At 73.2% G+C, this 21,319-nt stretch carries 20 protein-coding genes, 1 tRNA gene and 1 pseudogene; 14 read left to right on the top strand and 8 right to left on the bottom strand.

The window, feature by feature from the left end:
- Nucleotides 1-8: 8 nt before the first annotated feature.
- The 6 genes from KBX63_RS13260 (at nt 9) to KBX63_RS13285 (ending at nt 5,908) form a co-directional block, all read left to right on the top strand.
- Nucleotides 9-809 (top strand): DUF4129 domain-containing protein, encoded by an 801-nt coding sequence (locus KBX63_RS13260; protein ID WP_210911314.1) that lies wholly within the window; start codon nt 9-11, stop codon nt 807-809.
- Nucleotides 806-1,390 (top strand): hypothetical protein, encoded by a 585-nt coding sequence (locus KBX63_RS13265; protein ID WP_210911315.1) that lies wholly within the window; start codon nt 806-808, stop codon nt 1,388-1,390. Before KBX63_RS13260 ends, KBX63_RS13265 begins: the two co-directional genes overlap by 4 nt.
- Nucleotides 1,387-2,394 carry a MoxR family ATPase gene (locus KBX63_RS13270; RefSeq protein WP_210911316.1) on the top strand — a complete coding sequence of 336 codons (1,008 nt, stop codon included), beginning with the start codon at nt 1,387-1,389 and terminating at the stop codon, nt 2,392-2,394. Before KBX63_RS13265 ends, KBX63_RS13270 begins: the two co-directional genes overlap by 4 nt.
- Nucleotides 2,394-3,827 carry a DUF58 domain-containing protein gene (locus tag KBX63_RS13275; RefSeq protein WP_210911317.1) on the top strand — a complete coding sequence of 478 codons (1,434 nt, stop codon included), beginning with the start codon at nt 2,394-2,396 and terminating at the stop codon, nt 3,825-3,827. Before KBX63_RS13270 ends, KBX63_RS13275 begins: the two co-directional genes overlap by 1 nt.
- Before the next feature lie 85 nt (nt 3,828-3,912).
- Nucleotides 3,913-4,473 carry a hypothetical protein gene (locus KBX63_RS13280; protein ID WP_374102220.1) on the top strand — a complete coding sequence of 187 codons (561 nt, stop codon included), beginning with the start codon at nt 3,913-3,915 and terminating at the stop codon, nt 4,471-4,473.
- Nucleotides 4,474-4,576: 103 nt separating this feature from the next.
- Nucleotides 4,577-5,908: an NAD(P)/FAD-dependent oxidoreductase gene (locus tag KBX63_RS13285; RefSeq protein WP_210911319.1), complete on the top strand. Its 1,332-nt coding sequence runs from the start codon at nt 4,577-4,579 to the stop codon at nt 5,906-5,908.
- A 98-nt stretch (nt 5,909-6,006) separates the two neighbouring features.
- Here the strand turns inward: KBX63_RS13285 and KBX63_RS13290 are convergent, their stop codons facing one another.
- Nucleotides 6,007-7,881 (bottom strand): hypothetical protein, encoded by a 1,875-nt coding sequence (locus KBX63_RS13290; protein WP_210911320.1) that lies wholly within the window; start codon nt 7,879-7,881, stop codon nt 6,007-6,009.
- A gap of 102 nt (nt 7,882-7,983) precedes the next feature.
- On the opposite strand from KBX63_RS13290, the gene KBX63_RS13295 reads away from it, so the two are divergent.
- From KBX63_RS13295 to KBX63_RS13310, 4 genes are all read left to right on the top strand, one after another.
- Nucleotides 7,984-8,067: transfer RNA gene (locus KBX63_RS13295), tRNA-Leu, on the top strand.
- A gap of 105 nt (nt 8,068-8,172) precedes the next feature.
- Nucleotides 8,173-8,988, top strand: coding sequence for a Bax inhibitor-1/YccA family protein (locus KBX63_RS13300; RefSeq protein ID WP_210911321.1), 816 nt, complete (start codon nt 8,173-8,175; stop codon nt 8,986-8,988).
- 117 nt (nt 8,989-9,105) lie between these two features.
- Nucleotides 9,106-9,891 (top strand): Bax inhibitor-1/YccA family protein, encoded by a 786-nt coding sequence (locus KBX63_RS13305; RefSeq protein ID WP_247662267.1) that lies wholly within the window; start codon nt 9,106-9,108, stop codon nt 9,889-9,891.
- Nucleotides 9,892-9,937: 46 nt separating this feature from the next.
- Nucleotides 9,938-10,258 (top strand): hypothetical protein, encoded by a 321-nt coding sequence (locus tag KBX63_RS13310; protein ID WP_210911322.1) that lies wholly within the window; start codon nt 9,938-9,940, stop codon nt 10,256-10,258.
- Between the two features lie 12 nt (nt 10,259-10,270).
- Here KBX63_RS13310 and KBX63_RS13315 read toward each other — a convergent pair whose 3' ends face one another.
- The 3 genes and pseudogenes from KBX63_RS13315 to KBX63_RS13325 all read right to left on the bottom strand — a co-directional run.
- Entirely contained in the window at nt 10,271-11,533 is a 1,263-nt protein-coding gene (locus KBX63_RS13315; RefSeq protein WP_210911323.1) for an acetyl-CoA C-acetyltransferase, read from the bottom strand.
- Nucleotides 11,534-11,611: 78 nt separating this feature from the next.
- Entirely contained in the window at nt 11,612-12,424 is an 813-nt protein-coding gene (locus tag KBX63_RS13320; RefSeq protein WP_210911324.1) for an SGNH/GDSL hydrolase family protein, read from the bottom strand.
- Nucleotides 12,407-13,473, bottom strand: a pseudogene (locus KBX63_RS13325) (SGNH/GDSL hydrolase family protein); the annotation flags it as partial. The gene KBX63_RS13320 and the pseudogene KBX63_RS13325, both read right to left, overlap by 18 nt.
- A gap of 151 nt (nt 13,474-13,624) precedes the next feature.
- Here KBX63_RS13325 and KBX63_RS13330 point away from each other — a divergent pair.
- Nucleotides 13,625-13,981, top strand: a complete 357-nt coding sequence (locus KBX63_RS13330; RefSeq protein WP_210911326.1) for a YkvA family protein — start codon at nt 13,625-13,627, stop codon at nt 13,979-13,981.
- A 72-nt stretch (nt 13,982-14,053) separates the two neighbouring features.
- Nucleotides 14,054-15,424, top strand: a complete 1,371-nt coding sequence (locus KBX63_RS13335; protein WP_210911327.1) for a cystathionine beta-synthase — start codon at nt 14,054-14,056, stop codon at nt 15,422-15,424.
- Nucleotides 15,425-15,634: 210 nt separating this feature from the next.
- On the opposite strand, the gene KBX63_RS13340 is transcribed toward KBX63_RS13335, so the two are convergent.
- From KBX63_RS13340 to KBX63_RS13355, 4 genes are all read right to left on the bottom strand, one after another.
- Entirely contained in the window at nt 15,635-16,144 is a 510-nt protein-coding gene (locus tag KBX63_RS13340) for a GNAT family N-acetyltransferase (protein ID WP_210911328.1), read from the bottom strand.
- A complete protein-coding gene (locus KBX63_RS13345) occupies nt 16,141-17,070 on the bottom strand; it encodes a ribonuclease Z (RefSeq protein WP_210911329.1) in 930 nt (309 codons plus the stop codon). Before KBX63_RS13345 ends, KBX63_RS13340 begins: the two co-directional genes overlap by 4 nt.
- A 395-nt stretch (nt 17,071-17,465) precedes the next feature.
- The gene (gene msrA, locus KBX63_RS13350) at nt 17,466-18,128 is read right to left on the bottom strand and encodes a peptide-methionine (S)-S-oxide reductase MsrA (protein ID WP_210911330.1); all 663 of its coding nucleotides are present in this window, start codon (nt 18,126-18,128) and stop codon (nt 17,466-17,468) included.
- 54 nt (nt 18,129-18,182) lie between these two features.
- On the bottom strand, nt 18,183-18,635 hold the full coding sequence (locus KBX63_RS13355) for an HIT family protein (protein WP_210911331.1): 453 nt from the start codon (nt 18,633-18,635) through the stop codon (nt 18,183-18,185).
- Between the two features lie 67 nt (nt 18,636-18,702).
- Here KBX63_RS13355 and KBX63_RS13360 point away from each other — a divergent pair, with 67 nt between their 5' ends.
- Together KBX63_RS13360 and KBX63_RS13365 are read left to right on the top strand one after the other, a co-directional pair.
- Nucleotides 18,703-19,845 (top strand): cystathionine gamma-synthase, encoded by a 1,143-nt coding sequence (locus tag KBX63_RS13360; RefSeq protein ID WP_210911332.1) that lies wholly within the window; start codon nt 18,703-18,705, stop codon nt 19,843-19,845.
- A 12-nt stretch (nt 19,846-19,857) separates the two neighbouring features.
- Entirely contained in the window at nt 19,858-21,267 is a 1,410-nt protein-coding gene (locus KBX63_RS13365; RefSeq protein WP_210911333.1) for an amidase, read from the top strand.
- Nucleotides 21,268-21,319: the final 52 nt, after the last annotated feature.

Raw genomic sequence — 21,319 nt, forward strand, 5'->3', positions numbered from 1 at the left:
CGGTGGCCATGACAGACGGAACGCGCCCGCCCACGCCGTACCCCGCCGGTGAGCCCGGGGTGCTGCGCCAGGTGCTCGGCCTGCTCCGCCGATGGTGGCCGGTGGGTGCGGTCGCCGTCCTGCTCGCCGGGGCCGCGCTGGCCTCCGCGCACTCGTCGATCGGGGCCAGCCGGATCCCCCCGGCCGCGGAGAACGTCCCCTGGGTCCCCGAGTACCCGACGGCGCAGCCATCGCCGTCGATCCCGGTGGAGCCGCGTGACGCCGGCGAGGCCACTCAGGCGCACATCCCGCAGTGGATCGCCACAGTGGCGATGGTGCTGCTCGGGCTGGCCATCGTCGCCGTGTTCGGTTACCTCGCCTGGATCCTCATTCGCGGCGCGGTGCGCCGTACCACCCGGGCACTGCCGGCGCAGCGGGCCCGGCGTACGGCCGAGGGCACCGCCCGCGAGGTGGTCGCCGCCCTCGACGCCGGCCTGGTGGAGCTGGACGACCGGGACACCGATCCCCGGGTCGCGGTGATCGCCTGCTGGGTACGCCTGGAGGAGGCCGCCGCCACGGCCGGTGTTCCCCGGCGACTCGGCGACACCCCCACCGACCTGGTCACCCGGCTCCTGCGCGGCGACCCGTCGGCCGGGGTGCCGGCGATCGTCAGCGCCGACGTGCTGGCCGAGTTCGCGCACGTCTACCGGGAGGCCCGGTACGCGACCCGCCCCATCGACGAACGCACCCGCGACCAGGCCCGAGCCGCGCTGCGCCGGCTGCGCCACGAACTGGCCACGGTGGCCCCCGCCCCGGAGGTGCCGGCTTGAGCAGCACCAGCATCGACGACCTGCTCGCCTTCGAGGAGGAGCCGGCACGGCCCGACCCGCAGTCGCGTGGCGGTCGGGCCCGCCTGGCGCTGCGCTCGCTCGCGGTCGCGGCCGCGTTGGTCGCGGTGCTGGTCGCCGGGCTGCGCGCGGTCGGCCTCCAGGTCTCCCTGCCCGTGCTGATCGCCGGGGTGCTCGCCGTGCTGGCGGTCCGCCGGGTCACCGGCCTGCTCGCGCCGCCACCCCCGCCGCCGGGCGGCCGGATGGCGACGGGCGAGGAGGATGGCAGCTACAACTGGGGCGCCCGGGACGCGCTGCGCACCGCGGTCAACCGCTGGGAATGGCCGCTCGACTGGTCCACGACGCGACCCGAACGCTTCACCGGAGTGGTCCTGCCCCGGATCGCTGAACTGGCCGATGAGCGGATGCGCCTGAAGCACGGCGTCACCCGCGAGTCGGACCCGGCCCGCGCCCATGTCCTGCTGGGCGACCGGCTGTGGACGTTCCTGGAGAGCCCGCCTCGCCGCCCCCCGTCGCCGCGCGACCTCGCGGTGATCGTCGCCGAACTGGAGAAGATCTCATGAACGACGTGGACCCGAGCATGCCCGCCGCCGAGGTCGGCCGTCTGGCCCGGGCGGTGCTGGACGCGGTCGGCACCGTCGTGGTCGGCAAGCGGGACGCGTTGGAGCTGGTCCTCGCCGGCATCCTGGCCGGTGGGCACGTCCTGCTGGAGGACCTGCCGGGGCTCGGCAAGACGCTCACCGCCCGTTCCTTCGCCCAGGCGCTCGGGCTGGACTTCCGCCGCCTCCAGTTCACCCCGGACCTGCTCCCCGCCGACGTCACCGGTTCGTTCCTCTACGACCAGCGCAACGGCGACTTCACCTTCCGGGCCGGCCCGGTCTTCACCAACCTGCTCCTCGCCGACGAGATCAACCGGACGCCCCCGAAGACCCAGTCCGCTCTGCTGGAGGCGATGCAGGAGAAGCAGGTCTCGGTGGAGGGGGTGACCTACAAGCTGGACGAGCCGTTCCACGTGCTGGCCACCGCCAACCCGATCGAGTACGAGGGCACCTATCCGCTGCCCGAGGCGCAGCTGGACCGGTTCCTGCTCCGGGTCTCCTTCGGCTACCCGGAGCACGACGAGGAGTGGGAGGTGCTGCGCCGCCGGATGGGTCGCCGCCGCGAGGAGGCGGAGATCAAGCCGGTGGTCGACGCGGCCACCCTGCGGACGATGCAGGCCGCCCTGGAGGACGTGGTGGTGGAGGACTCCGTCGGCCGCTACATCGTGGCGCTCACCGCGGCCACCCGGGAGCACCCGTCGGTGCTGGTCGGCGCGTCGCCGCGCGGCTCGCTGGCACTGTTGCTGCTGGCCCGCGTCCGCGCGGTGTTCGGCGGCCGGGACTACGTGGTGCCGGAGGACGTCAAGGAGGTGGCGGCGCCCGCGCTGGCCCACCGGATCACCCTGCGCCCCGAGATGTGGCTGCGCCGGGTCGACCCGGCGTTCGTGGTCGGCGAGGTGCTGGAGGGCACCCCGGCGCCGGCCAGCGGCGCGCTGCCCAGCTACGCCGCCGGCGGGTCCCGACGCTGATGACCGGACCGACAGTGCCCGCGCCGCGATCCGCCGAGCCGGAGCCGGCCACCGGCTGGGCGCCCACCTGGGCACTCGGCCGGGCGGTGCTGCTCGCCGGCCTGTTGCTGGTGGTGGGGGTGCTGCTGGGGCGGGTCGACCTGATCGTGCTGGCCGCCCCGTTCGCGCTCGGCACCGCGTACGCGTTGCGCCGCCGGCCCTCCGCGCTTCCGCAGGTCTGGGTCACCCCTGGCGAGGACGGGCCGTTGGTCGAGGGCGGCGAGGTGACGGCGGCGGTGACCGTCGGCAACCCGGACACGGTCGACTACGACCTGGTGGTGGTGCGGTCCCGGGTCTCTCCGTGGCTGCGGATCGAGCGGGCCGGCTTCGGCCTCGACGGGTCGTCCGGCGACGCGACGCCCAGCGGTGGTGCGGCACCGGCCGGCGGCGCGGTGCGCTCCGTCGCCGACCGGCCGTTCGTGACCTCGGTGCCCAGGGCGACGGCCGTGGACCTCGAACTGGCCGGCAGGGCCCTGCGCTGGGGTCGGCACCCGATCGGTCCGGCCGGCGCGCGGGTCGCCACGGCGGGTGGCCTGCTGGTCTCCCGGGCGGTGATCACCGAACCGGTCCGGGTCCGGGTCTACCCGCGAACCGAGCCGTTCGAGGCGGTGGAGGCGATGCCGCGGGCCGCCGGCCTGGTCGGAGCGCACCACTCCCGACGGCCCGGCGAGGGTGGCGAGCTGGCCGGCGTCCGGATCTTCGGGCCCGGTGACCGGTTACGCCGCATCGACTGGCGGGTGTCGCTGCGCGCCCGGCAACTGCACGTGGCGGCCACCCTCTCCGACCGGGACGCCGAGGTGGTGGTGCTGCTCGACGTGCTCGCCGAGGCGGGCCGCTCGGGCGGGGTGGGTGGCGCGGCTTCCGTGCTGGACACCACGGTGCGGGCCACCGCCGCGATCGCCGAGCACTATCTGCACCGGGGCGACCGGGTCTCGCTCCTGGAGTACGGGCCGGCGGCGCGACGTCTGCGCCCGGCCGCCGGTCGCCGGCAGTACCTGACCGTGCTGGAGTGGCTGCTCGACGTACGCGCCGAATCCTCCCCGCACGAGCCGTACGACCAGGTGTTCGGCCCGCAGTTGCTCTCCTCGGACGCGCTGGTGGTGGTGCTCACCCCGCTGCTGGACGAGCGGTCGGCGCAGATGCTGGCCCGGCTGGCCCGCGCCGGGCGGTTCGTGGTGGCGGTCGACACGCTGCCGGCCGACCTGACGCCGCCGAAGGACCGGGGCTGGGCCGAGGTGGCGTACCGGCTGTGGCGGCTGGACCGGGAAATCATGATCGGGCAGCTCCGGGAGCACGGCGTGCCCGTGGTGCGCTGGGCGGGTGCCGGCAGCCTCGACCAGGTGCTGCGGGATGTGGCGCGGCTGGCGATGGCCCCGAGGGTTGGTGCCCGGTGAGCGCGAGGAGTGAGCTTGCGAGCCCCGCAGTCGCGAACGAATGCGGGGCTCCGGTGAGCGCGAGGAGTGAGGGCGGAAACAGATGATCGACGCCGTCGCCGGCCGGGTCAGGGCGGGCCAGAACGCCTTCGCCCGGATCAGCCCCGCTCCGCTCATGGTCCGGGCCGGGATCTTCGTCACCGTGCTGGCCGGGTTCGCGGTGGCGTTCCCGGCCGAGGTGCTGTCCGGCCGGCCGCTCCTCTTCATGGCGGTGGCCGCGCTGCTGCCCGCGGTGGGTCCGCGTCGGGTCTGGCCGACCTTCGCGGCGCTGGTCGCGGTCGGCGGCTGGCTGCTCGCCACCGACGGTTACGGCCGGCCGGTGGCGCTCTGGCGGCTGCTCGCCCTCGCTGCGCTGCTCTACCTGGGGCACACCCTGTGCGCACTGGCCGCGCTGCTGCCCTACGACGCGGTGCTGGACCCGGAGTTGATCACCCGCTGGCTGCTGCGGGCGGGCGCGGTGCTGCTGGGTACCGCCGTGCTGGGCGTGCTGCTGTTGCAGGTCGCGGGCATGGGTGGGCAGAGTGGCCACCAGTGGGTCACCGTGCTCGGGTTGCTCGTGGCGGTGGCGATAGCCGCGTTGCTGGGCTGGCTGCTGCGACGCAGGTAGTTGGTGGGTGGGGCGGGGTTAGCCAGGTCACAGAGGTTGTGCTCCGTCACAGATGGGGGGCGCGAGCGGGATTACCTGAGCCGGCCGGGGAAAGATAGATGACGTGAATCCGAAGCGGATCCTTGTGGTGGGTGCCGGGCACGTTGGTCTCTATGCGGCCCTGCGCCTGTCGAAGAAGCTCAGCTCCCGTGAGGCTGAGGTCATCGTCGTGGACCCCCAGCCGCACATGACGTACCAGCCGTTCCTGCCCGAGGCGGCGGCGGGCAACATCTCCCCGCGGCATTCCGTGGTGCCGCTGCGGCGGGAGTTGCGCCGGTGCACGGTGGTGTCAGGCACGGTCACGCGTGTCGAGCACGACCGCAAGGTGGCCACCGTGCAGCCGATCGTCGGCCCGGCCCGGGAGATCGCGTACGACCATGTGATCGTGGCGCCGGGTTCGGTGTCGCGGACGCTGCCGATCCCCGGCCTGCACGAGCAGGGCATCGGGTTCAAGACCATCGGCGAGGCGATCTACCTTCGCAACCACGTGCTGGACCGTCTGGACGTGGCTGCCGTCACCCCGGATCCCGAGGTTCGCCGTTCGGCGCTGACCTTCACCTTCGTCGGTGGTGGGTACGCCGGCATCGAGGCGCTCGCCGAGATGGAGGACATGGCCCGGGACGCCATGCGCTACTACCCGGAGCTGGAGCCCGAGGAGATGCGCTGGGTGCTGGTCGAGGCCACCCAGCGGGTGCTGCCGGAGGTCGATCGGGACATGGGCGCCTACACGGTGCAGCAGCTGCTCAAGCGGAACATGGACATCCGGTTGGACACCCGGCTGGAGTCCTGCGTCGACGGGTTGGTCAAGCTCTCCGACGGCGACAGCTTCCGCTCCGACACGATCGTCTGGACGGCCGGCGTGAAGCCGTCGCCGATGCTGGACGCCACCGACTTCCCGCGCGACGACCGCCGGCGGGTCACCTGCCTGCCCACTCTCCAGGTGGTCGACGGTGACCGGGTGGTCGAGGGCGCGTGGAGCGCCGGCGACTGCTCGGCGGTGCCCGACCTGACCAAGGAGCCGGGCAACTTCTGCTCGCCGAGCGCCCAGCACGCGGTGCGTCAGGCCGCCCTGATGGCCGACAACATCGCAGCGGTGATCCGGGGCCGGGAGCCGGTCAACTACAAGCACAAGCACGCCGGCAGCGTCGCCAGTCTCGGCCTGCACAAGGGCGTCGCCCAGGTATACGGCGTCAAGATGACCGGCTGGCCGGCCTGGTTCATGCACCGGACGTACCACATGAGCCGGATCCCGTCGTTCAACCGCAAGGTACGGGTTTTGGTGGACTGGTCGCTGGCGTTCTTCCTCAAGCGTGAGGTGGTCGCCCTGGGTCAGCTGCACGACCCGCGCGAGGAGTTCGTCGAGGCATCCCAGCCGGTCGGTGCCCCCCGCGTCTGACCGAGATGTGCGCAGGGGCCCCTTCCTATCGTTTCCGGTAGAGGAGGGGCCCCTTCTTAACGCCCGGAGCGGGGCCGGGGCGCGGCGCGCCGGTGGCGTCAGACCCGCCAGATCCAGGCGTCGGCGATCCGGGTGGCCGGGCCGTAGAGCTGCTCCAGCGTCGCGCGCAGGCTCTCCACGTGTGGGGCGTCGTCCGCCAGCGCCACGCAGGAGGCGCCCCAGAAGTCGGCGTCCCGGGCGGCCTGCCGGCGCTGCTCGTCGCCGATGACCGGCTGGTCGCCGCGCCGCGCGACGTCCGCCAGCAGGGCGGAGGTGGGCTGCTTGAAGGTGCCCATCGCCGCGGTGCCGCCCCGCCCGTACGGCCCGATGAAGAATCCCTCGGGCAGACCGAAGCCGGCGTCGGCGGCGGCCGCCCAGCGCATCGGCCACGGTTCCTTGGGCGTGGGCAGCGGTACCGGGACCAGCACGCCGCCCGGGTGGACGCACTGCCGCCAGTGCCCGCCGGTGATGAACTCCGGCACGGCGGGCCGCTCGGCCGTCGGCAGCGGCGTCGGGAAGATCGGCAGCAGCGCCGCGACGACGCCCAGCGGCACCAGCCGCCGCGCCCGACCGGTGCTGCGGAGGGCCTTGTCGAGTGCCAGCACCAGCAGTGTCGCGACGATCGGGAGCAGCGCCAGGCCGAACCGCATCGGCAGCGCGCCGTCCACCACCGGCAACCCGGCCAGCAGGGCGTACGGGCCGGGCAGCGCCGTCCTGGTGCCGCCGAGCACCACCTCCGGACCGAGTGAGAGCGCGCCCATCGCCAGCGCCGCGACCACGCAGGCGAGAACCAGCCGGCGCCGCCCCATCCAGACCCAGATCGCGCAGAGCGCGGTGACCAGCAGCAGCGGCAGGCCGAGGAAGGTGTTGTACTCAGCCGGGCCGGTGGTCAGCCGGGCGGATTCGGCGCTGCCGGCCACCGACAGTGGGGAGACGGTCCACCAGCTGCTGAGGTCGGCGGAGAAGTAGGCCGGACTGAACATCCCGTCGGCGACCCCCTGTGGTCCGGCGAACTGGAACCACAGCGGATATCCGAGTACCAGCAGGGCCAGCCCGGCGGCGATCGCCAGCCCGCCGGCGAAGTTGGGCAGCGCCCGGCGGGCCAGGTCCCGGTCCGCCACGGCGTAGCTGACCGCCATCACCAGCAGCGTGACGGCGGCGAGGAAGAGCACCTCCTCGCCGATGAAGACCTGTGCGGTGACCGTCGCGGCCAGCCCGGCCGCGGAGCTGAGCATGCGCCGCCGGTCCGGTGCGGCGCGCAGCGCACGGTCGGACCCGGCGCGGGTGGCGGGCGGCGTGGGCCCCGGGTCGGACGCCCGCAGCAGCCGGGCCACCAGCCAGACGATCACCGGCACCAGCCACTGGGCGGTCATGTGCAGATGACTGTTGGTCTGCGAGATCATGCCGGGGCCGAACCCGCACAGCCCTCCGCCGAGGGCGGCGGCGAACCGGCGGACGCGCATCGCGCGGTGGAACAGCAGGTACCAGGCGACGGCGGTGCCGGCCAGGTTGGCGGCGGCGAGCAGCGCGAAGGTGACCGGCGCGCCGAGCAGCAGGGTGATCGGCGCGCAGACGATGCCGAGCGCGATGACCGTGGTGTTGGCCATCAGGTTGACCCCGTCGGGGGCGTTGAGCCGGTCGGTGAGCAGGCTGAAGTCGCCGAGCAGCGCTCGCGCGTCGACCGCGAGGAACCACTCGTAGAGGGCCTGGTCCTCCGGGTTCAGCGCCAGCGTCCGGCCGGCCGGGTCGGGCCACAGCCCGTGGGTGAGCCAGCCGGCCACCACCGTGCAGATCAGCGCGACGAGCAGGTCCGCCCGGTGCCGACGGACGGCGGCCAGCAGCCGGACGGCCCAGGCTTGGCGGTTGACCTGATCGGCGAGGCGGAAGGCCTGCTCAGGGGCGGCGTCGGGGGCCGTGGGGGCTGCGCTGCTCACGGCATCGACCCTAGTGCGGCCAGCCTGGCGGGGTACGCCGGGTCGCCGTGAACCGGCTACGGTGACACTGCACCGTGCGTGTCGGCGCGCCGGTGCCACCCCGCCCGGGTGGTGGAACGGCAGACACGGCCGCCTTAAAAGCGGCTGCCGCAAGGCGTGCGGGTTCGACCCCCGCCCCGGGCACCAGCGGGCTTGAACGCATTCTCATTCGTGATCACCAGGAGTTGGCCGGGCCGTTTACTCTTGGAGGGCACGTTCACGTGCAAACGACCCCCTGAGGGAGGCCAGACAGTGAAGACCTCGAACCCGGTGCTCGCCCGGCTCGGCCAGGCGGCCGAGCGGGAGCGTTCCGCCGGGTACGCCCCGACCGGGCCGTACGGACAGCCCGGCATTCCCCAGCAGTACCCGTCCCAGGCCGGTTACCCGGCAGCGCCGCCGACCGTGGCGCCCATGACCGTCGACGACGTGGTGGTCAAGACCGTCGCCCTGCTCGGCATCCTCGGCATCTCCGCCGCAGCCGCCTGGGTGCTCGTGCCCGACGCGCTGGTCGGTGTCGCCTGGATCGGCGCGGCGGTCGTCGGCCTGGTGCTCGGCCTGATCATCTCGTTCTCCCGGATGGCCAACCCGGCGCTGGTCATCACGTACGCGGTCGTCGAGGGCGTCTTCGTCGGCATGGTCAGCAAGGCGTTCGAGACGGCGTTCGACGGCATCGTGCTCCAGGCCGCGGCGGCCAGCTTCGGCATCTTCTTCCTGATGGCGATGCTGTACCGGGCGAAGGTCATCCGGGCCACCCCGGCCTTCGTCAAGGGCATGATCGCGGTGATGACCGGTCTCTTCGCGGTCATGCTGATCAACCTGGTGCTGGCCCTGTTCGGTGTCAACACCGGCCTGCGCGACGGCAGTCCGCTGGCCATCGGCTTCAGCCTGGTGTGCATCGTGGTCGCCTCGCTGAGCTTCGTGCTCAGCTTCAAGGAGATCGAGGACGGCGTCCGGATGGGCCTGCCGCAGCGCTACTCCTGGACGGCCGCCTTCGGCATCCTGGTCAGCCTGGTCTGGCTGTACATCGAGATCCTGCGCCTGCTGAGCTACTTCCAGGGTGACGACTGATCTCGTCCGCAGTGCCGACCGGCGCCCGCCCCGCTTCCGCGGTGGCGGGCGCCGTCGTCTGCGCCGGCCGTGCCGTTTACCCGCCGCCGCCGGTCCGCCCGGGGCAGAGTGACTGCGATGGGGTACGCGGCGAAGGAGGCGGCGGTGCGCAGCAACAACCCGGTGCTCAACCGGCTGGACGAGACCGGCCGGTTGGAGGCCCGGGTGCTCGGCGCCCGCGACGTCGAGGCGATGACCGTCGACGACGTGGTGGTCCGCACCGTCGGGTTGCTGCTGCTCACCGGCGCGGCCGCGGCGGTCTCCTGGGCCGTGGTGCCGGAGGCGGCCTGGCTGCCCGCCGCGCTGGCCGGTAGCGCGCTCGCCTCGATCGCGCTGGTCCTGGTCATCTCGCTGCGCGGGATCACCAACCCGGTGCCGATCGTCGGCTACGCCCTGCTCCAGGGGCTGCTGCTGGGGGTGGCCAGCCGCGCCTTCGAGCTGGTCTATCCGGGCATCGTGGTGCAGGCGGTGGCCGGCACCTTCGGCGTCTTCCTCGGCATGGCGGCGCTCTACCGGGCCCGGATCATCCGGGCGACGCCCCGGCTGGCCCGCCTGGTGATCGGGGCGCTGCTCGGCATCGCCGTGCTCAGCGTGGTCAACCTGGTGTCGTACCTGATTTCGGGGCGGCCGGGGCTGGCCGTCTACAGCGTCAGTGGCGAGGTCGGCTGGCTGCCGTACGCCTTCTCGGTCGTGGCCATCATCGCTGGCGCGCTCAGCTTCATCCTCGACTTCGACCTCGTCGAGCGCTCGGTGCGCGACGGCCGACCCCGCCGGTACGCGTGGCTGAGCGCGTTCGGCCTGCTCACAGGGCTGGTCTTCCTCTACTGGCAGCTGCTGCGGCTGCTCAGCTACCTGCGCCGCTGACCGGCCCGACGTCCAGCGCCCGGCGCCGGCCGTAGACTCGGCGGCGATGAGCGCAGCGGAGTTGGACCAGGCCGTGCAGCTGCTGGTCCGTCAGGTCGGGCACTGGCAGCAGCCCCGCTGGGCGGCGGCCGCGACCACCGGCAACATGTCCCGCGCCGACCTGGTGCACCGGCTCGTCCAGGAGATCGCCAACCTGGCCGCCGATGCCGAGGGCGAGCCCCGCCGGGTGGTGCCCCGGCTGGACAACGACCTGGCCCTGCCCGACCAGGTGCGGGTGGTGGTGGCGGACCTGATCGCCGCCGGCCCGGGTGCCGAGGTGCTGGCGCGGGCCGCCGCCGAGGTGACGGCGACCCGCAGCGCTCTTTGAGAGACTGTCGGCTCAGCTGAGCCGCTCCAGCACCATGGCCATGCCCTGACCGCCGCCGACGCACATGGTCTCCAGACCGATGGTCTTGTCGTGCCACTCCAGTGCGTTGAGCAGGGTGCCGGTGATCCGGGCGCCGGTCATGCCGAACGGGTGGCCGACGGCGATCGCGCCGCCCATCACGTTCAGCTTCTCCTCCGGGATGCCCAGCTCCCGGTACGAGGGAATGACCTGCGCGGCGAACGCCTCGTTGATCTCGACCAGGTCGACGTCGTCGATGGTCATGCCGGCGCGGCGCAGCGCCTGCCGGGACGCCTCGACCGGACCGAGGCCCATGATCTCCGGTGACAGCGCGGTCACGCCGGTGGAGACGATCCGGGCCAGCGGGGTCAGCCCGAGCTCCTCAGCCCGCTGCGCGCTCATCACCACCACGGCGGCGGCGCCGTCGTTGAGCGGGCAGCAGTTGCCGGCGGTGATCCGGCCGTCCGGACGGAACACCGGCTTCAGGCCGGCCACGCCCTCCACGGTGACGCCCGCCCGCGGGCCGTCGTCGGTGCTCACCACCGTGCCGTCCGGCGTGGTGACCGGGGTGATCTCCCGGGCCCAGAAGCCGTCGGCGATGGCCTTCTCGGCGAGGTTCTGGCTGCGGACGCCGAACGCGTCCATGTCGGCGCGGGTGACGTCGTACACCTGGGCCAGGTTCTCCGCGGTCTGCCCCATGGTCAGGTAGATGTCCGGCAGCTCGCCGGACTCGCGTGGGTCGGTCCACACCTCGGCGCCGCCCTGCGCGCGACGCTTCGAGCGCTCACCGGCCGCCGCGAAGCGCGAATTTTCCCAACCGCCGCCGACCAGCGCCTGCGCCTCGGGGGGCAGCCCGTCGGAGCTGCCCCGGGCGTACCGGGAGACCATCTCCACGCCGGCGGAGACGAACACGTCGCCCTCGCCGGCCCGGATCGCGTGCATGGCCATCCGGGTGGTCTGCAAGGAGGAGGCGCAGTAGCGGGTGAGCGTGGCGCCGGGCACGGTGTCCAGCCCGAGCAGGGTGGTCACCACCCGGGCCATGTTGAAGCCCTGCTCGCCACCGGGCAGGCCGCACCCGAGGTAGAGGTCGTCGATCGTGGTCGGGTCGAGCTGGGGGATCTTGTCCAGGGCCGCCTGGACGACGGTCGCGGCGAGGTCGTCGGAGCGGACGTCGCGCAGGGACCCCTTGTGCGCCCGGCCGATGGGGGAGCGGGCGGTGGCGACGATGACGGCGTCGCGGGACGACTCAATCGGCATGGACCCACGTTAACCCGACGGTAACTTGGCGCGGAAGAAGGCGGCCCGGCGGGAAATGTCACCCCGAGCCCGGTCGATCTAGCGGCGCGAGGCGACCACCGCAGCGGCCGCTACGGCGGGGAGCAGGGCGTGCGCCCACACCCGGTAGCCGTCGGCGGAGGGATGGAAGCCGTCGTGGCAGAGCGTGCCCGCGTCGGCCCGGAACACCGGCCCGGTCTCGGTGGCCAGATCGACCACCGCGCCGCCGGCATCCAGCACGGCCGTGGTCTGGGCTCGGGCCACGCGGCGCCCGGACCAGCCGACGAGCTGACGCAACGGGGGCGCGATGGCCCGTACGGCGCCGAGATCGGGGCAGGTGCCCACCACCACCTCGACCCGCGCCTCGCGCAGCCGGTGCACCGCCGCACCGAGATACGCCGCCGCGTCGGCGGGCCGGCGCAGCCCGGTGGCGTCGTTCGACCCGATCAGGACCAGCGCCACGTCGGGCCGCTCGCCGAGCAGGGCCCGGGCCACCTGGGTGGTCAGGTCCGTCGAGCGGGACCCGGAGACGCCGACGCTGGACAGGTGCACCCGCAGCCCGGCGGGGCCCTCGGCGAGCAGGTTGGCCAACTGCCCGCCGATGGTGTCCTCGAGCCGGTCGACGCCCACGCCCAACGCCGACGAGTCGCCGAGCAGCACCAGCCGCAGCGGCGGCGCGCCAGCCCGGCCGATCGTGGCCCGCAGCGCCAGCCCCAGCTCCGGTTGCGCGTAGCGCCGGTGCCGGGCGACGAACGCCTCGCCGGCCAGGACGGCAGCGCCGCCCACGGTGCCGGCGAGCAGCGAGAGGGCCGCGGCCCGACCCAGTCGGCCCGAAAAACCGGCGGTCACGTCCCGCTCGCTGCGCTCGTTCATGCCAGTCCCTCCACTGTCGAGGTGTCCGGGGCGGCCCCGCGCTGCGGCACCGCACCGACACCGAAGAACGCCCGGCGGCGCAGCTGCGCCCACCGGCCGGCCGGCCCGCGGTCGTGGCCCCGGACCTGGGTGCCGCTGACCTCCGTGCCGGCGTGCCGGGCCGCCTCCTGCGCGGCCTCCGGCAGCGACCGTACGCCCTCGCCCGGTGTAGGTGTGACCCGTCGTTCCTGCCCCGTGCCGAGCGCGGAGAGCATCGTCGGAAGCAGCGCGGCGGCGGCCACCGCGTACCCCTCGGCCGAGGGATGGAACCGGTCCCAGGCGAACATCCGGTGCGGCTCGGCCACGAAGCGGGGGCCGAGCAGGTCGCCGAGAGAGACCGTCCAGCCGCCCGCCTCGACCACGGCCACCGTCTGGGCGGCGGCGAGCTGCCGGCTCCACCGGTGCGCCAGCCAACGCAGCGGTGGCTGGATCGGGCGGATCGCGCCCAGATCGGGGCAGGTGCCGACGACCACCTCGCATCCGGCGTCGCGCAGTGTGCGGACCGCCTCAACCAGGTAGCGCACGGCCAGCCCGCGCGGGGTGCGGTTGGTGATGTCGTTGCCGCCGATCAGGATCACCGCGATGTCGGGCTGGCGCTCCAGCGCCGCTTCCACCTGGTGCCGGAGCACTGCCGAGATGGCCCCGACCACCGCGAAACGGTGCAGCCGCACCGGCCGGTGCAGCCTTCGGGACAGGCCGGTGGCGAGCAGAGCGCCGGGCGTCTCCCGGCGGCGGTGCACCCCGTAGCCGGCCGCCGACGAGTCGCCGAGCACGACCATGGTGAGCGCCGGGCCAGGGAACTTCGCGCCGTACACCCCGTCACAGCGCGGCGGCGGCGCCTCGGCCATCGGGATGGTGCGCCGGGCCTGGCGGGCCTGGCCGAGCAGCACGCCGCCGGTCGCGATCGCGGCCGCCGCGGTGGCGCCCGTCCCGAGGGCCGCCAGGCGGGCGACCCGCCGGGCCTGCCGCCAGCGCGGATCAACGGGTACGACGGAACCAGCCACCCCCATACCACGACATTATCTCGCCGGGCCGACACGCCGCTGTCGTCGTGACGGCTCGCGGGTGCCTGGAAACCGACGCGACGGGGTACCTGTCCCGGGGGAGGCCGGCAGACTTGCGCCGACCCGCCACGCTGATCCGGCGGAGAGGAGCGCGACCATGGCAAAGACACTGAAGCGCAGCGCGGCGTTCACGGCGCTGGCCCGGGCACTGGCGTCCGGGGCACGCGGCGGGCCGTCACTGGGCGCCCGGTTGGCGGCACTGCCCCGGATGATCCGGGCCACCGCCCGTGGGCAGTACGACGGTGGCCTCCGGCTGGCCCTGATGACCGCGGCGACGGCGTACATCGTCTCGCCGATCGACCTGCTCCCCGAGATCCCACTGGCGATCTTCGGGCTCGCGGACGACGCGGTCATGGTCACTTGGCTGGCCGGGAGCGTGCTCGCCGAGACCGACCGCTTCCTCGAGTGGGAGGCCCGGCGCAGCTCGGTCATCCCCGGGGGGCTGGTGCCCTGACGGCACGTACCCTGGGCGGCGAGGAAACGTCTGCCCGGCCGCCGTCGCCGGCGCCGCAACGAAGGGCACACCGTGCAGTACTACGACAACGTCGTCGACATGATCGGCAACACCCCGCTGGTACGCCTGCGTAACGTCACCGAGGGCATCCAGGCCACCGTGCTCGCCAAGGTCGAGTACGTCAACCCGGGCGGCTCGGTGAAGGATCGGATCGCGCTGCGGATGGTGGAGGACGCCGAGGCGGCCGGCCTGCTCAAGCCCGGCGGCACCATCGTCGAGCCGACCAGTGGCAACACCGGCGTCGGGCTGGCCCTGGTGGCCCAGCTCAAGGGCTACCGCTGCGTCTTCGTCTGCCCCGACAAGGTCAGCCAGGACAAGCAGGACGTGCTCCGGGCGTACGGCGCCGAGGTGGTGGTCTGCCCGACCGCCGTCGCCCCGGAGGACCCGCGCTCGTACTACAACGTCTCCGACCGGCTGACCCGGGAGATCCCCGGCGCCTGGAAGCCCAACCAGTACAGCAACCCGGCCAACCCGCGCTCGCACTACGAGACGACCGGCCCGGAGCTGTGGAAGCAGACCGAGGGCGGGCTCACCCACTTCGTGGCGGGCGTCGGCACCGGCGGCACCATCTCCGGCATCGGCCGCTACCTCAAGGAGGCCTCCGAGGGCCGGGTGCGGATCATCGGGGCCGACCCGGAGGGCTCCGTCTACTCCGGCGGCACCGGCCGGCCGTACCTGGTGGAGGGCGTCGGCGAGGACTTCTGGCCGGAGACGTACGACCGGGGCGTCGCCGACGAGATCGTCGAGGTCTCCGACAAGGCGTCCTTCGAGATGACCCGGCGGCTGGCCCGCGAGGAGGGGCTGCTGGTCGGCGGTTCCTGCGGCATGGCGGTGGTCGCCGCGCTGGAGGTGGCTCGCCGGGCCGGCCCGGACGACGTGGTGGTCGTGCTGCTGCCGGACGGTGGCCGGGGCTACCTTTCCAAGATTTTCAACGACTCGTGGATGGCCCGGTACGGCTTCCTCGACAACTCCGGCACCGAGCCGACGGTGGCCGACGCGCTGGCGAGCAAGCCGGGCGGGCTGCCCGAGCTGGTGCACGTCCACCCGACCGAGACGGTCCGCGACGCGATCGACTACATGCGCGAGTACGGCGTCTCGCAGCTGCCGGTGCTCAAGGCCGAGCCGCCGGTGGTGACCGGCGAGGTGGCCGGTTCCATCGCGGAACGGGACCTGCTCGACGCGCTGTTCACCGGGCAGGCGCACCTGCACGACACGATCGAGCGGCACATGGGCGACCCGCTGCCGATGATCGGTGGTGGCCAGCCGGTCAGCGAGGCCGTCGGCCTGCTGGAGAAGTCCGACGCCGCCCTGGTCCTCGTCGACGGCAAGCCCAAGGGCGTCCTCACCCGCCAGGACCTCCTCGCCCACCTGGGTGCCCACTAAGTCCCTCTCCGCCCTGCCTTCGAGTTCCCAGGTGCGGGCGGCACCGACCTCCACCGTGTCCTTTGCTCTGCTTCACTCCACGCAACATCGAGTGTCCGATAATCGGACGTTCACTGTTGCGTAGGTTGAAGCAGAGCAAAGGCCCTGAAATAGGGGTGGGCGCCTGACGCGCGGAGGCGCCTGGCGCGCGGAGGCGCTCACCCGGTCTTCTCAGCAGAGGCGTGTGTAGCGAAGTTGAGGCGTAAGGGCGGCACCGATGTGCTCCTCGCGCTCCAGACCGGTCGGGATCCACCCGCCGCGCTCGTAGAAGCCACGGGCGTGCACGTTGTCCCGGAGCACCCAGAGCACCGCTCGCCGCCAGCCCCGCCCGCGCATGGCGTCCAGCGCGTCGACCATCAGCGTGCGGCCGATGCCCCGCCCCTGCTCGGCCGGGTCCAGGTGGATGGCGTTGAGCAGCCCGGTGGCCGGATCGTCCTCGTCGTCCGGGCCGAGGTAGCTGAACCCGACCAGCGTCCCGGCGCGCTCCGCCACGGTCAGCCGGTGGGTGTCCCGCTCCCAGCCCCACCGCTCGGACCAGTACCGCCCCATCGCCTCCGGTGTCGGGTCGGCCAGCGCCTCGGCCGGCAGGAAGGAGGAGTACGTGGCGACCCGGGAGCGCTGGTGCAGGGCGCCCACCCCCATCAGGTCGTCACCGGTGGCGGGGCGGAGCGTGACGGTCACCCGGCCGAGGCTACCCGGCGTGGTGGGAGCTGCACCGTGGTCAGGTCCTCGGCGATGATCAGGTCGCCGTCGAAGTGCGCGCGCGCCTCGTCGTGGAACCGGCGCGGGTCGGGGTACCGCTGCGAGAAGTGGGTGAGCAGCAGCCGCCGTACCCCGGACTCGGTCGCCACCCGGGCGGCCTGCGCCGCGGTCAGATGGCCGACCTCGGCGGCGAGCGCGGCCTCCGACTCCAGGAAGGTCGACTCGATGACCAGCAGGTCGGCGTGCTCGGCGAGGGCGTAGACGCCGTCGCAGAGACCGGTGTCCATCACGAAGGCGAACCGCTGCCCCGGCCGGGGCACGCTCACCTCGTCCCGGGTGACGCGGCGTCCGTCCAGGTCGAGGTGGCCCACCCGGATCAGCTCGCCGACGGCCGGCCCGGCGATGCCGTACGCGGCCAGCTTCTCCGGCAGCATCCGGCAGCCGTCCGGCTCGATGAGCCGGTAGCCGTACGTCTCAATGGGGTGCCGCAGCCGGCGCGCCTCCAGCGTGCCGCAGCCCAGGGTGATCCGCTGCCCGTCCGCCTCGATCGGTTCGACCCGCAGCTCGGCGGTCTCGTAGAAGGAGGTGGCGTGCCGCAGCCGGGCGAAGTATTCGGCGCCGCCGGCCGGGAAGTGCACGGCGACCGGGTGCGTCACCCGGTCCAGCGAGAGCCGCTGGATGGTGCCGGGCAGGCCGAGGCAGTGGTCGCCGTGGAAGTGGGTGACGCAGATCCGGGTCAGGTCGGTGGCGGTGACCGTGGTGTGCAGGAGTTGGCGCTGGCTGCCCTCGCCCGGGTCAAAGAGGATCACCTCGTCGTCCCAGCGCAGCACGTAACCGTTGTGGTTGCGCCGCCGGGTCGGGGCCTGACTGGCCGTCCCGAGCACCACCAGCTCGCGCATCGACACGGCGCTCTCCTCCGGCTGACCTGACCGGCCCGGCCCCTGCCGGGAGATGAAGCGACCCCCGGGGTGTTCCGCGCTCTCGCGCGGGCCGGCTGGACTGGGCCGGCACCCCGGGGGTCGGGTGGCTGTCGTGGATTCGCCGCACCGCTGCCACACGGTCTCGACGTTGTTGCTGGTGCCCGCCTCGCGGCGGACCGATCACTGTCGAGGACAGCGGCTAGCGGACAGCCACCTCACGAGTCCGATTGCTATACAAGTCTGGACCACCTCCTTTCACGTGTACCGCCACGCTATCGAGTCCCGGCCGGGCTCGGCAACGGATTTCGATCACACGCCGGACGGGAATGCCCGGCCGCCTCTCGGCGGCCGGGCATCGTGGTCGTGCGGGTGGCTGGCGGTCAGCCGGCGGTGCGCGCCACGCCGACCGGGCAGCTCAGCCCGTTCGGGCCGTGGTTGCAGTACCCGTTCGGGTTCTTTGTCGGCGCCAGGTACTGCTGGTGGTAGTCCTCAGCGAAGTAGTAGCCGGCGAGCGGGGCGATCTCCGTGGTGATCTCACCCTTGCCGGCCCGCGTCACGATGGGCCGGAACGCGTCCCGGGACGACTCCGCGGTGGCCCGCTGCTCGTCGGTGGTCGTGTAGATCGCCGACCGGTACTGGGTGCCCACGTCGTTGCCCTGGCGCATGCCCTGGGTCGGGTCGTGGTTCTCCCAGAAGACCTTCAGCAGATCCTCATAAGCGATCTTGCTCGGGTCGTAGACCACCTGGACGACCTCGGCGTGCCCGGTCCGGCCGGAGCACGTCTCCTCGTACGTCGGGTTCTTGGTGATGCCACCCGCGTAGCCGGCGGAGGTGGTGAACACCCCTGGCAGCGTCCAGAACAGCCGCTCGGCGCCCCAGAAACAGCCCATACCGAAGACGGCGACCTGGAGGCCCTCCGGGTACGGGCCCTTCAGCGGGGTCCCGAGCACCTCGTGCCGGTCGGCGACCGGCATGGGGATCGAGCGGCCCGGCAGGGCCTGGTCGGGGGTGGGCAGCTCAGCCTTGGACTGGCGAAGGAACACGGTGGAACTCCTCTCCTACCTCTGCCGCATGCAACGCCGGCGGGCCCAGGTTCCTTACCCGCCAGGCCGGCAGTCAGGCCGCCGGCCGGGCGGGGGTGGCAGCGCGTCGGCCACCCGGGCGGCGACGTCCCGGGCGTCCTGATCGCTCGGGTAGCGGGTACGCGGCCAGAAGAACCCGCGCAGCCCGTCCTTCTTCGTCCGGGGCACCACGTGGGTGTGCAGGTGCGGCACGGATTGGGACACCTTGTTGTTCATCGCTACGAACGTCCCACCAGCCCCCAGACCGGTCTCCACAGCCACCGCGAGCCGCTGGACCAGCGCGAAGTAGCCCGGCAGCAGGTCGGCCGGCAGCTCGGCCAGGGTCACCAGGTGGGCCCGGGGCACCACCAGCACGTGCCCCACGAAGACCGGGCGGGTGTCCAGGAACGCCACTCCGTCCGGCTCGTCGGCCACCCGGAACGCGGGCACCTCGCCGGCCACGATCCCACAGAAGACGCACCCGCTCATCGGTCCAGGCTATGCCGGCTGCCCGGCCCCGCCCCGGACCGCCGGGCGGGGCACTAGCCTCACCAGAATGAACCACGGCTTCGAGACGCTCGCCATTCACGCCGGTCAGGACCCTGAGGCCCGCACCGGCGCGGTGATTCCACCGATCTACCAGACCAGCACGTACGCGCAGGACGCTGTCGGCGCGCCCCGGCTCGGCTACGAGTACAGCCGCTCCGGCAACCCGACCCGCGACGCGCTCCAGGAGTGCCTGGCCGCGCTCGAGGGCGGGCCGGTGGGGCTCGCCTTCGCCAGCGGCCTGGCTGCCGAGGACACCCTGCTGCGGGCCGTCTGCAAGCCGGGCGACCACGTGGTCATCCCGGACGACGCGTACGGCGGCACGTACCGGCTGTTCGCCCGGGTCGCCCAGCGGTGGGGCCTGGAGTTCACCCCGGCCAAGGTGTCCGACGCGGCCGCGGTCCGGGCCGCCGTGCAGCCGGGCCGTACGAAGATCGTCTGGGTGGAGACGCCGACCAACCCGCTGCTCGGCATCGCCGACATCGCCGCCCTGGCCGCCGTGGCGCACGACGCGGGCGCGCTGCTGGTGGTCGACAACACCTTCGCCTCGCCGTACCTGCAACAGCCGATCGCGCACGGCGCGGACGTGGTGGTGCACTCCACCACCAAGTACATCGGTGGCCACTCCGATGTGGTCGGTGGCGCGCTAGTCGTCGCCGACGCCGCGCTCGGCGAGGAGCTGCGCTACCACCAGAACGCGATGGGCGCGATCAACGGCCCGTTCGACGCCTGGCTCACCCTGCGCGGCATCAAGACCCTCGGGGTACGGATGGACCGGCACTGCGACAACGCCGAGCGGCTCGCTGGATACCTCGACGGGCACGCCAAGGTGGCCCAGGTGCTCTACCCCGGGCTGCCCTCGCACCCCGGCCACGAGGTGGCCGCCAAGCAGATGCGCCGGTTCGGCGGCATGATCTCCTTCCGGGCGGCCGGCGGCGAGGACCACGCGGTGGAGATCTGCAACCGGGCCAAGCTCTTCGTGCTCGCCGAGTCGCTGGGCGGGGTGGAGTCCCTGATCGAGCACCCGGGGCGGATGACACACGCAAGTGCTGCCGGCTCGCCGCTTGAAGTTCCCGGCGATCTCGTGCGACTGTCTGTCGGCATCGAGACGGTCGACGACCTGCTCGCCGATCTGGAGCAGGCACTGGGCTGACCGCTGGGGAGGATGGCCGTGCAGGACATCATGGCGACCTGGGTCGGGGCGACCGCCAAGCAGATCGCCCGGGGCGTACGCAGGGGAGACGTCTCGGCCACCCAGGTCGTCGCCGATCACCTCGAGTACATCGCGCGGGCCGACGGCGAGCTGGCCGCGTTCCGCGCCGTGCGCGGCGGCGAGGCGATCACCGAGGCGGAGAAGGTCGACGAGCAGGAGGACCTGGCCAACCTGCCGCTGGCCGGGGTGCCGGTGGCGGTCAAGGAGAACACTCCGGTCGCCGGCCTGCCCACCTGGAACGGCTCCGCCGCGGTGCGTACCGAGGTGGCGGAGGCCGACCACGAGGTGGTGCGCCGCCTGCGCGGAGCCGGCGCGGTGATCCTCGGCGTGACCCGGATGCCCGAGCTGGGGCTGTGGGCGCTCACCGACGACAACGGTGCGGTGACCCGCAATCCGTGGGACAGCGGGCGTACACCCGGCGGCTCCTCCGGCGGCGCCGCCGCCGCGGTGGCCGCCGGGCTGGTGCCGATCGCGCACGGCAACGACGGCCTCGGTTCGATCCGGATCCCGGCGGCCTGCTGTGGCCTGGTCGGGCTCAAGCCCGGCCGGGGCGTGGTCCCCCGCCAGCTCGGCGCGGAAGACTGGTTCGGCCTCACCGAGCACGGCATGTTGACCAGCACGGTGGCGGACGCGGCGGTCAGCTTCTCGGTGCTCGCCGGCCGGCGACCGGAGAAGCTGGTCCCGCCGCAGCGGCTGCGGGTGGGCGTCTCGCTGCGCTCCCCGGTGCGCGGTGTCTCGCCGGACGCGCCCAACCGCGACGCGGTCGCGGCCGCCGGCCGGCTGCTCGCCGCGGCCGGGCACGACACCGTGCCGGCCGATCCGGTCTATCCCACCGCGCTCGGCCTGCAGGGCATCGCCACCTGGTTCGCCGCCGCCGCGGCCGACGTCCGGGCCGGCGGGCTGGACCGGCGCGACCTGCAACGGCGCACCCGGCGACACGTCGCCCTGGGCGAGTGGGCGCAGCGCCGCGGCTACGTCCGGGAGGCCGACCGGGCCGCCTGGCGGCAGCGGTCCATCGACTTCTTCACCGACCACTCCGTCGACCTGCTGCTCACCCCGGCGCTGGCCAGCGCGCCGCCGGAGGCCGCACGCTGGTCCGACCGGTCCTGGCGGGCGAACATGACGGCCAACATCCGGTACGCCCCGTTCGCTGCGCCGTGGAACATCGCCGGTCTGCCGGCGATCGTGGTGCCGGTGGGTCGCCGCCCGGACGGGCTGCCCGTCGCCGTGCAGCTGGTCGGTCCGCCCGGCTCGGAGCTGCTGCTGCTCGGCGTGGCCGGTCAGTTCGAGATGGCCGCCCCGTGGTCCCGGCACGCCCCCGGCTATCCCCGGGTCGGAACGGGGTCGCCGGCCGCCGCATGATCGTCTACGGTGTGCGCGCATCGTCGCGCTGACCGGGAGACATCAATGCGCT

The organism is Micromonospora sp. U21 (assembly GCF_018070045.1).
Classification (GTDB): Bacteria; Actinomycetota; Actinomycetes; order Mycobacteriales; family Micromonosporaceae; genus Micromonospora.